This window comes from Streptomyces sp. ISL-11, from assembly GCF_018614525.1.
Taxonomy (GTDB): domain Bacteria; phylum Actinomycetota; class Actinomycetes; order Streptomycetales; family Streptomycetaceae; genus Streptomyces.
On the sequence record NZ_JAGGOL010000023.1, the window covers coordinates 36,454 to 47,539 of the forward strand.

Annotated in this window: 4 protein-coding genes; all 4 read right to left on the reverse strand. The window is 73.7% G+C overall.

Features of this window, described 5'->3' with window-relative positions:
• Window positions 1-48: 48 nt before the first annotated feature.
• From J7E86_RS06445 to J7E86_RS06460, 4 genes are read right to left on the reverse strand one after another with little or no spacing between them, the layout of a single operon-like run.
• Entirely contained in the window at window positions 49-1,287 is a 1,239-nt protein-coding gene (locus J7E86_RS06445) for a glycosyltransferase (RefSeq protein ID WP_215080535.1), read from the reverse strand.
• Window positions 1,284-2,258 carry an SDR family NAD(P)-dependent oxidoreductase gene (locus tag J7E86_RS06450; RefSeq protein WP_308312491.1) on the reverse strand — a complete coding sequence of 325 codons (975 nt, stop codon included), beginning with the start codon at window positions 2,256-2,258 and terminating at the stop codon, window positions 1,284-1,286. The genes J7E86_RS06445 and J7E86_RS06450 overlap by 4 nt, the downstream gene beginning before the upstream one ends.
• A gap of 48 nt (window positions 2,259-2,306) precedes the next feature.
• A complete protein-coding gene (locus J7E86_RS06455) occupies window positions 2,307-3,503 on the reverse strand; it encodes a macrolide family glycosyltransferase (protein WP_215080537.1) in 1,197 nt (398 codons plus the stop codon).
• 36 nt (window positions 3,504-3,539) lie between these two features.
• A complete protein-coding gene (locus J7E86_RS06460) occupies window positions 3,540-11,063 on the reverse strand; it encodes a type I polyketide synthase (RefSeq protein WP_251018747.1) in 7,524 nt (2,507 codons plus the stop codon).
• Between the last annotated feature and the right edge of the window lie 23 nt (window positions 11,064-11,086).

An 11,086-nucleotide genomic window follows, 5' to 3' on the forward strand; every position in this document is an offset into this window, starting at 1 on the left:
GGGGGTGCGCCGGGCCGGGTGGCGCCCGGGCGGGGCGGGGCGGCCGCGTCAGGCGGGCCGGGCCTCGCCCCACTGCTCGATGAGGTCGCAGGCCGTCTCCACGCCCCGGTCGGCGCGGACGAGTTCGCCCAGGCGGGCGGCCCGTTCGGCGATGCCCGGCTCGTCGACGGCCTGGGCCACGGCCTGGGTGAGGGCTCCGCCGGTCAGCTTCTGGAACGGCACGGGCGGTGCGGAGACGCCGAGTGCGGCGAGCCGGGCAGCCCAGTACGGGCCGTCGGCCCAGCAGGGCACCGTCACCTGCGGCACCCCTGCGCGCAGGACGTCGGCGGTCGTGCCGAAGGACGCGCCGTGGATGACGGCGGCGGCGCGCGGGAAGAGCCAGCCGTAGTCGACCTCCCCGGTGCGGAACTCGTCGTCGGGCAGGTCGCCTTCGGGGCCGCCGACGACGACCAGGCGCCGCTTGGCCTTGCGGACGGCGTCCCGGACCAGCTCCAGGGTGCGCTCGCCGTAGACCGGCCAGGCGCTGCCCAGGGCGAGCACCACGGGCGCGGGGCCGCTGTCGAGGAATTCCACCAGGTCGGCGGGCGGCTCGGTGGTGCGGTCCAGGGTCCAGTAGCCGGTCACGTGGGCGCGCTGGGGCCAGTCGCGCGGCGGCGGCATGAAGGAGGGGCTGTAGGGATAGAGGATGGGCTGGTCGGTGCCCAGCCGTGCCGCGGGCGACGCCATGCCCAGGGCGGGCAGGCCCCGGCGCTTCCGGAACCTGTTGACGGCGGGCCGGTTCCACTGCCATTCCATCTGGGCGCTCATGAAATGGGTGAAGCGGGTCCAGGGCGCGCCCAGCGGCAGGTCCGGGGTGTTGTAGGCCCGGAATTCGCCGGTGGCGGTGATCGGCCACCAGGAGACGGTGCCCCACGGCACCCCGGGGCCGGCGTATCCGACCCCGCGGGTGATGAGGGCGTTCAGCATGAAGTCGGCGTCCTGCCCGGCCTCGTACATCCGCTCCATGGACTCGACGACCTCGTCGAGGCTGGGCTTCGGCATCTTCAGGGCCGTGCGGATCGACGAGGGGCTCTTGCGGATGGAATCGACGACCGCGGGGGTGGCGAAGTAGTCCTTACCGCTACCGGGAATCTCCCGGAAGTTCAGCCCGGCCTTCTCCACCATCTCCCGGAAGTCGGCGGAGGTGGCCAGCGCGACCTCGTGACCGCGGGCGACGAGACCGGCCCCCAGCGCGATGAAGGGGTGGACGTCGCCGCGTGTCCCGAATGTCAGCAGTGAAATCTTCATAGTGCCCTTTGCAGCTGTGCCTGGTGCTTCTGGAACCAACGGACGGTGTCGAGCAATCCGTCCTCCAGCGTTCTCGGAGTGAAGTCGGCGAGGGTGTGCAGCTTTTCGAGGTCGAGCGCCCGCCGGCTCGCGCCGACGGGTTTGTCCGGGTCCATGCGCACCCGCTCGGCGTGGCCGGCGGTGGCCGCCACCAGGTGGGCGAGGTCACGGATGGAGACCGCTTCCTCGGTGCCGATGTTCAGGGTGTGGTGCGTGCCGTCCGCCACCATGCACAGGACGGCCCGGACCAGGTCCTGCACGTGAATGAAGGTCCTGGTCTGGCTGCCGTCCCCCCAGATCTCGATGTCCCGGCCGGCGGCCAGCCGCGCCAGCATGTTGGGGATGACGTGGTTGGTGGAGCCCTCGAAGTCGTCCCGGGGGCCGTAGACGTTGCTCGGGCGCGGTGTGTAGATGTTCATCCCGTACTGGCCGCGGTAGAGGTCGGCCATGACCTCGGTGAACATCTTGGACAGCCGGTAGCCGTTCGGCGAATACTCCATGTGCCGCCGGTGGTCGTCCTCTTCGCGCATCGGGTGCGAGCCCGCGTACGAGTAGATCTCGGCCGAACTCACGAGGACGGTGTCGGACACTGCCCGACTGCGTGCGAAATTCAGCACGTTGGAGACCATCCGCGCGTTTTCGTCGAGCATTCTGCCCGATTGCTCGAGCAGGAACTTCATATTCCCGTCCAGCGTAGCGCAGTTGATGATCGCGTCAACACCTGTGCCGGTCCGGTCCGTTACGGAATCCACGGCGGCGGCCAGTGCGTCCGCGTCGAGGAGGTCGAAACGGCGCAAGTGCAGCGCATCGCTGGTAGGGAGTTCATCGATGACGGCGGACTTTTCGGTGCGATAGGCGCAGATGACTTCCGCACCGCGGTCCAGGAGCTCTTCGACGAAATGCGAGCCGATGAATCCGAGTCCACCGGTCACCAGTACCGTACGGCCGGCCCAGGGGTCCGGCGGCGTGTTCCCCCGCACTCAGACACGCTCCAGGAAGGCTTCGATCTCGTCGGCGGCGCGTGCGGAGCCGCCGGCGGCGCGGGCGCGTTCGCCCGCGGCGGCGACCCGCTGCCGGATCTCCGGGTCCCCGGCCGCCCGCACCGCGGCGCGCAGTGCCTCGGGGGTGACCTCGTCCCGGGCGATCCGCACGCCGAGGCCCAGTTCCTGGGTGCGGCGGGCGTTGAAGTCCAGCTCCACGGACTGGGCGACGGCCACGGTCGGGGTGTCGAAGTACAGGGCCTCCATGGTGCTGCGCAGTCCGGCGTGCGTGAGGAAGACCTGGGCGTGTTCCAGGACGGCGAGCTGCGGGACGTGCCGGTGCACCTCGAAGTTGGGCGGCAGGGGGCCGAGGTCGGCGGGGTCGGTGTGGCCGGTGGCCATGACCACGTGCCAGGGCTGTCCGGCGAACGCGTCGAGGCACGCGCGGTAGAAGTCGGGCCGCTCGTTGAAGAGGGTGCCCAGCGCGATCAGCAGCACGGGGTCGCCGTTCCCGGGCGGTGCCCACGGCCCCTGGGCGGCGGGGTCGGCGAGGCCGGGCCCGACGAAGACGTAGCGGGAATCGAAGGTGTCCGCGGCGGGCTGGAAGTCCTCGGACACGAAGACGAGGTTGAGGTCCTCGGCGACGCCGAGGAAGTCGGCGGCCTCGGGGGCGGGCAGGCCGTGGCCGGCCCGGAACTCCACGAGCTTCGCCCCGAACTCGGCCAGTGCCGGGTGCTGCGGGTCGAGGGGCGGGAAGTCCCCGGCGAGGGCCTGGAGCATGGAGAAGTGCTCGTTCGACGCGAGCACGGGCACGGACTGCGCGGCGGGCAGGCCCCACTTCTCGGTGAGCGCCCGGCCGGCGAAGTTCATGAGCGTGTCGTAGACGACGAGATCCGGCCGGTCGGCGGCGAGGGCGGACTCGGCGGCGGTGGCGGCCGCGATGTTCTCCCGGAGCAGCTGGAGCGGGCCGCCCGCGAGCTCGTCGGCGGTCAGGTCGGCCCGGACGCTGCGGTCGGCGGGCCAGACCGACGTGTAGGTGACGGGCTCCGCGCCGGCGGCGGCGACCTGCTCGGCGAACTGGGGGGCGGTGACGTAACTGACCCGGTGGCCGCGGCCGGTGAGGCCGGCGACCACGGACAGGGTGGGGTTCACGTGTCCCTGGTAGGGGGCGCCGAGGAAGGCGATGTGGTGGTTCACGAGCGGTGACTCCTTAGGTGGTGCTGTTCTTGCCCGTCAGAGGGTTTCGGCGAGCCATTCCTCGACCGCGCGAGCCGTGGAGCCGGCGTGCTCCTCGACGATGGTGAAGTGATTGCCCGGCACGTCGAGCGCGTCGTGGTCCTGGTGCCAGGTCACGCGCAGCATCGCGGCCTCGGCCGGATCCCCGGAGGGGGCCGGCATAGGGTCCGACGCCCGGACGAGGAGCGTCGGGGTGCTGATGGCCCCGGGCCGCCAGGCGGCCAGGACGCGGTGGTAGCCGCCCATGGCGGTCAGCCGGGTGCCGTTGATGATCCGTCCGCCGAGCTTCTCCTCCCGGTCGAAGACCACGCCCAGCATCGCGGTGACGACATCGTCGTCGGCCTCGTCGTCCGGCCACGGCACGTCCAGGAGGACCAGGGCCGCCGGGGGCATCCCGAGGCTCTCCAGACGGGCGGTGACGGCGTGGGCGATCTGGCCGCCAGCGGAGTGGCCCACGAGGACGAACGGGGCGTCGGCGGCGTGCCGGCGCACGCTCTCGGCGTGGAGTTCGGCGAGGGCCTCGATGTCGGCGGGGACGCTCTCCCCGTCGAGGAAGCCCGGCTGGGGCAGCACCGTGACGTCGCGCCGGCCGCGGAAGTGCTCGGCGAAGCGCGTGTACTGGTGCGGCCCGGCGGTGGCGACGACCGCGGGCAGGCAGAGCAGGCGGGGCCTGGACTCCCCCACGGCCAGCGGGACGGCGTCGGGGACGTGGGCGGCGGCGGACGCGCTGTCGAAGGCCGGCCGGAGCGCCGAGGCGGCCATGATCAAGTCGTTGCCGGCCTCGTTCCGGCCGTCCTCGAACGCCTGCCGGAACATCGCTTCGAGACCGTCCGGCGCGGTGGCCGGGGCCTCGGGGGCGCCGGTGGCGCCGGGACGGGTCAGTTCGCGCTGGAGGTGGGCGACGGCGGCGGCCGGCATGCTGAATTCGAAGAGGAAAGCGGTGGGCAGGCGCAGCCCGGTGGCCGCGGCGAGGCGGTTGCGGAGGTCCACCGACATCAGGGAGTTGAAGCCCAGCTCGAAGAAGCCCCGGTGGAGTTCCACGGTCTCCGGTGAGGGGTGGCCGAGGACCACGGCGGTCTCGGCCCGTACGAGCTCGGTGAGCAGGGCCGTCTGCTCGGCGGCCGGGAGTCCGGCCAACTGCTGCGCGAGGGCCGGGCCGGTGGCCGTGGCGGAGCCGGCGGGACTCCGGTGGCCGGTGGCGGTACGGCGGGCCGGGAGGCGCGGGGCCTGCCGCGGGGCGTCCTCTCCGGGGGCGCCGGCGAGGGCTGCGAGGTCGACGCGGGCCATCGTCAGGCCGTCGACCGTCGCCACGACGGCGCCGGTGGTGTCGGCCAGGGCGACGGTGTACTCGTCGGGGCCGGTCCCGGTGATCCGTACGCGCAGCGCGGAAGCACCGGCGGCGTGGAGACGGACACCGCGCCAGGAGATGGGCAGCCACGGCTTGCCGGGGGCGGTGCCGCCGGCGGTGACATGTGCCGCGTGCAGGGCGGCGTCGAGGAGGGCCGGGTGGAGGCCGAAGCGGGCTGCTTCGTTCCGCCGGTCGTCGTCGAGGGCCACCTCGGCGAACACCTCGGTGTCGCCGCGGCGCCACACGGCGTCCAGTTCGTCGGTCGCCACCTCGGCGGCGCCGGTGGGGGGCCAGTCGGTGAGGTCCCACGACGGGGTGGCGGCGCCGGTGGTCAGCACGCCGGTGGCGTGGTGCGTCCACGCGGCGGCGTCGAGGGCCACGGCGTCGCTCTCGGGCCGGGAGTGGACGCTGAGGGTGCGGCGCCCCGCCGGGTCGGGTGCGGTGACCCGCACCCGCAGCTGCACCCCGCCTCGCCCGGGCAGGGCGAGGGGGGTCTGGAGCGTCAGCTCTTCCAGCACGTCACAGCCGACCTCGTCGCCCGCGCGGACGGCCAGTTCGACGAGGACGGTGGCGGGGAGCAGCACGGCACCCCCGGCGGGGTCGCTCGCGGTCTGCCCGACGAGCCACCCGTGGGTGCGCCGTGACATGCGCCCGGTGAGGAGGATCTCGCCGGAGCCCGGCAGGTCGACGGCCGCGCCGAGGAGGGGGTGCTCAGCGGGAAAGAGGCCGACGGACGCCACGTCGCCGTTGGCGGCGGTGCTGACCTCCAGCCAGTAGCGGCGGCGCTGGAAGGCGTAGGTGGGAAGGTCGACGAGGGAGGCCGCGGCACCGTCGAAGGCGCGGGTCCAGTCGACGGGGACACCGTGGGCGTGCGCGGCGGCGAGGGAGGTGAGGAACCGGCCGAGGGTGTCCTCGTCGCGGCGGAGGGTCCCGAGCGCGACGGTCTGCCGGGCGTCGCGGGTCTCCGCGGTTTCCTGCACGGCCATGGTCAGGACGGGGTGGGCGGAGACCTCGACGAAGGTGGCGTCGCCCGCTTCCAGGAGGGTGGCGACGGTCTCCTCGAAGCGGACGATCTGCCGCAGGTTCCGGTACCAGTACGTGGCGTCCAGGGACGTCGTATCGGCCGGCTGACCGGTGACGGTGGAGTAGAACGGGACGCTCGACGGCTGCGGGCTGACACCGGCCAGCACCTCGGCGAGCTTGGACGAGATGCGCTCCACGTGAGAGGTGTGGGAGGCGTAGTCGACCGGGACACGGCGGGCGCGAACGCCCTCCGCCTCGCACTCGGCGATCAGCTCGTCCAGCGCCCCCGGGTCACCTGCCACGACCACGGACGTCGGACCGTTCAGCGCGGCGACCTCGATCAGACCAGACCACCGGGCGATACGGGCTTCCACGTCGGTGAGCGGCAGGGCGACGGACACCATGCCACCGAGCCCGGCCAGGCTCTCGGCGATGGCCTGCGACCGCAGCGCGACGACCCGGGCCGCGTCGTCCAGAGACAGCGCCCCGGAGACACAGGCAGCGGCGATCTCACCCTGCGAATGACCAATGACAGCCGACGGCTCGACACCGTACGAACGCCACAGCTCCGCCAAAGAAACCATCACCGCCCAGGACGCCGGCTGCACCACATCGACCCGGTCCAGGCCAGGCGCACCCGGCACCTGCCGCAGCACATCGAGCAGCGACCAGTCCACGTAGGCCGACAGCGCGGCAGCGCACTCGCTCATCCGCTCCGCGAACGCCAGCGAGGCATCCAGCAGCTCGGCGCCCATGCCCACCCACTGCGAACCCTGACCGGGGAAGACGAACACCACTCGGCCACCGGCCCTTGTCACACCTTCCGGCAGGCCCGTCACCAGCCCCGGAGCCTCCTCGCCCCGGGCCAGCGCCCGGACACCGGCGAGGAGCTCGTCGCGGGCGGTGCCGATCACCACGGCGCGGTGGTCGAACACGGTGCGGCCGGACGCGAGCGACCAGCCCACGTCCACCGGCGACACCTCGGCGTCGCCCTCGACACGGTCCAGCAAGCGGGCGGCCTGGGCTCGCAGTGCGTCCGCGCCGCGGCCGGAGAGGACCCACGGCACCGCGGGAAGCTCCGCGGCCTCCGGGGCGGCCTCGGCCGGCTCCGGGGCCTGCTCCAGGATGACGTGCGCGTTGGTGCCGCTCACGCCGAACGACGACACTCCCGCGCGCCGCGGCCGGCCTTCGGTCTCCGGCCAGGCGCGCTGCTCCGTGAGGAGCTCCACGGCACCGGCCGACCAGTCCACCTGGCGCGACGGCTCCCCCACGTACAGGGTTTCCGGCAGCACCCCGTGCTGCATGGCCAGCACCATCTTCAGCACGCCCGCGACACCGGCGGCGGCCTGGGTGTGCCCGATGTTGGACTTCAGCGAGCCGAGCCACAGCGGCCGGTCCTCCGGCCGGTCCTGGCCGTAGGTGGCGAGCAGGGCCTGCGCCTCGATCGGGTCACCCAGCGTGGTGCCCGTGCCGTGTGCCTCGACGGCGTCGACGTCCGCGGCAGAGACCCGCGCACTGGCGAGGGCGGCGCGGATGACGCGCTGCTGTGAGGGGCCGTTGGGCGCGGTCAGGCCGTTGCTCGCACCGTCCTGGTTCACCGCGCTGCCACGGACCACCGCCAGTACCGGGTGGCCGTTCCTGCGCGCGTCCGACAGTCGCTCCAGGAGCAGCATGCCCGCGCCCTCGCCCCAGCCCGTGCCGTCGGCGGCGTCCGAGAACGCCCGGCACCGGCCGTCCGGGGACAGGGCGCGCTGGCGGCTGAACTCCACGAACAGGCCCGGGGTCGACAGCACCGTCACACCGCCCGCGAGCGCCAGCGAGCACTCCCCCGCCCGCAGCGCCTGCACCGCCAGGTGCAGGGTCACCAGCGACGACGAGCACGCCGTGTCCACGGTCACCGCGGGGCCTTCGAGGCCGAACGTGTAGGAGAGGCGCCCGGAGACGACGCTGGCCGCGCTGCCCGTCGCCAGGTAGCCGTCCGACTCCTTCGGCGAGCGTTGCAGGAGGGCGCCGTAGTCCTGGCCGTTCGTGCCGGCGAAGACACCGGTCCGGCTGCCGCGCAGCGACGTCGGGTCGATGCCCGCGCGCTCGATGGCCTCCCAGGAGGTCTCCAGCAGCAGCCGCTGCTGCGGGTCCATCGCCAGGGCCTCGCGCGGTGCGATCCCGAAGAAGCCGGGGTCGAAGTCGGCGGCGTTCTCCAGGAACGAGCCCTCGCGCACGTAGCTCTTGCCCACCCGGTCGGGGTCGGGGTCGTAGAAGCTGTCGATGTCCCAGCCGCGGTTCGCCGGGAACTCGGCGACGGCGTCGCCGCCCGAGGCCAGGAGCTGCCAGAGCTCCTCGGGGGAGTCGGCGCCGCCCGGGAAGCGGCAGCCCATGCCGACGATGACGACGGGGTCGTCGTCGGTGGCGGTGACCGCCGTGGGTGTCACGGCGGCGGGGGCGTCGTCCGTGCCGCCGAGAAGTTCGGCGCGCAGGTGGTCGGCGAGGGCGGCCGGTGTCGCGTAGTCGAAGACCAGGGTGGCGGGCAGCGGCAGGCCGGTGACCGCGGTGAGCTGGTTGCGCAGTTCGACCGCGGTGAGGGAGTCGAAACCGACGTCCTTGAAGGCTCGCCGCGCCTCGACGGCCTCGGCCCCGGCGAAGCCCAGAACAGTGGCGGCGGTACCCCGGACAAGGTCCAGCAGCAGCTGGTGCTGGTCGGCCCCGGGCAGGCCGGCCAGCCGCTGGGCGAGCGGGGAGCCGCTGCTCCCGGCGGCCTTGGTAACGGCTGCCCGGCGGGCCTTCCTGGGGACGAGGCCGCGCAGCAGGGCGGGGACGGCGTCGGCTCCGCGCAGGGCGGTGAAGTCCGCCCGGACGGGTACGAGGGTGGGCCGGTCGGCGGTCAGGCCGGCATCGAACAGGGCGAGGCCGAGTTCGGCGGAGAGTGGCCGGATGCCGCCGCGCTCCATGCGGGCCAGGTCGGTCTCGCCGAGCCGTCCCCCCATGCCGCCGTTCGCACCGGCCCACAGGCCCCAGGCGAGGGACACCGCGGGCAGCCCGTGGGCGGCGCGGTGGGTGGCGAGGGCGTCGAGGAAGGCATTGGCCGCGGCGTAGTTGCCCTGGCCGGCGCCGCCGAAGGCCGAGGCGGCGGCGGAGAAGAGGACGAAGGCGCGCAGGCCGAGGTCCGCGGTGAGCTCGTGCAGGTGCCAGGCCGCGTCCACCTTGGGCCGCATGACCGCGTGCAGCCGGTCGGGGTCGAGCGTGGCCACCAGGCCGTCGTCGACGATTCCGGCCGTGTGGACGACGGCGGTCAGCCGGGGCCCGGCCGAGCCGACGACCTCGGCCATGGCCGCGCGGTCGGCGACGTCGGCGGCCACCATGCGGACGGACGCGCCGAGGGCGGTGAGCTCGTCGGCCCACGCCTGGTCGAGCCCTGAACGGGAGACGAGGAGCAGGTCGGTCACGCCGTGGGCCGTCACCAGGTGCCGGGTCACGAGCCGGCCCAGGCCGCCGGTCGCACCGGTCACCAGGACGGTGCCGCCGGCCAGTTCCGGGTCGGGGGCCGGGGAGTCGACCCGGGCGCGCTTGAGGCGGGCCACGTAGGGGCGGCCGTCGCGCACCGCGATCTGCGGCTCGTCCCAGCCGGCCGAGAGGCCCGCGCGGAGGGTGGCGTCGTCGACGCGGTCGGCTTCCAGGAGGACGAAGCGCCCCGGGTTCTCGCTCTGCGCGGAGCGCACCAGGCCGCGGACGGGTTCGAGGACCAGCCGGTCGTCGCCGGTCGCGGCAGTGGCCACGACAAGGCGGGACTTCGCCGTCCTCGGGTCGGCCAGCCACTCCTGGAGCAGGGCGAGCACCTGCTCCGTAATGGCGTGCGCGCGCTCGGGAACGGTCCGCGCCGGGTCGGCCGCCCCCGGGGTGAACACGATCACCGGCGGCAGCGGGAGGGTCGTGTCGCCCGGCAGGTCGGCGTGGAAGGCCCACTCCACCGCGTCGGCGGGAGCGGAGCCCTGGGCCGCGGGAACCCAGTCGATCTCGAACAGGGCGTCGTGCTCGGGTGCCCGCCGGCCGTCCTGCTGTGCCAGGTCGGCCGCCGAGAGGGGGCGCAGGCGCAGCGTCTCGATGTCGAGGACGGGGGCGCCGGTGTCGTCGGCGGCGCTGACGTTGACGGCGTCGGGGCCGGCGGGGGTCAGCGTTACGCGCAGGGACGTCGCCCCGGTCGCGTGCAGCCGGGCCCCGGACCAGGCGAATGCCAGGTGCGGTGTGCCGGATTCCGGGAGGAGGCCGGTGAGGGCGAGCGGCTGCAGGGCCGCTTCCAGGACGGCCGGGTGGACGCCGTACCCGTCGGCGTCGGCACCGTGAGCCACCTCGGGGAGGCGCACCTCGGCGTACACGCGCTCCTCGGCGGTCCACACGGCGTGTACGCCCTGGTAGGAGGGCCCATGGACAAGTGGCGTCCCGTGGGTGGCCTGGAGGTCGTCGTAGAGGCCGTCGAGGTCCAGCGGGGCGGCGTCCGCCGGGGGCCACGGCGCGGGGGCCGGGGTGGGGGCGCTGCTGTCCTGCCACGCTGCCAGCGTGCCGACGGCGTGCTCGGTCCACAGCTCGCCGTCGCCGGTGCGGGCGTGGATCCGCACCTGGCGCCGCTGCCGGTCGTCGGGGGCGCTCACACCGATCTGAAGGGCGGTGCCGCCGGTGTCGGTGATGCGGATGGGGGCGGACATCGTCAGCTCCTCCACCACGGGGAGCTCCACCTGCTCGCCGACGTGGGCGAGGAGGTCCAGCAGAGCGGCGCCGGGCAGCGCGGCGGCATCGCCGATGCGGTGGTCGGCGAGCCACGGGTGGGTCTTCAGCGACAGGAGGGTGGTGTAGACGACACCGTCACCCGTGGCGATGTCGACTGCCGCCCCGAGCAAGGGGTGTTCGGGCGCGAGGAGACCGACGGACGTCATGTCGCCGTAAGCCTCGGGCCCGCCTTCGAGCCAGTAGTGGCCGCGCTGGAAGGCGTAGGTGGGGAGGTCGACGCGGGAGGCGCCCACGCCTTCGAAAGCAACGGCCCAGTCCACACCGACACCATGGGTCCACGCCTTCGCCAGACCGGCGAGGAAGGCTTGGGCCTCGGGGCGGCCGGAGCGCAGGACGGGCGTGAAAACACCGTCCGGGAACGTTTCCGCACCCATACCGCTGAGGACACCGTCAGGGC

Excerpts from the sequence above, each read along its gene's own strand:
- J7E86_RS06445 (WP_215080535.1), bottom strand. The coding sequence starts at position 1,287 with ATGAAGATTTCACTGCTGACATTCGGGACACGCGGCGACGTCCACCCC.
- J7E86_RS06460 (WP_251018747.1), bottom strand. The coding sequence starts at position 11,063 with ATGGGTGCGGAAACGTTCCCGGACGGTGTTTTCACGCCCGTCCTGCGC.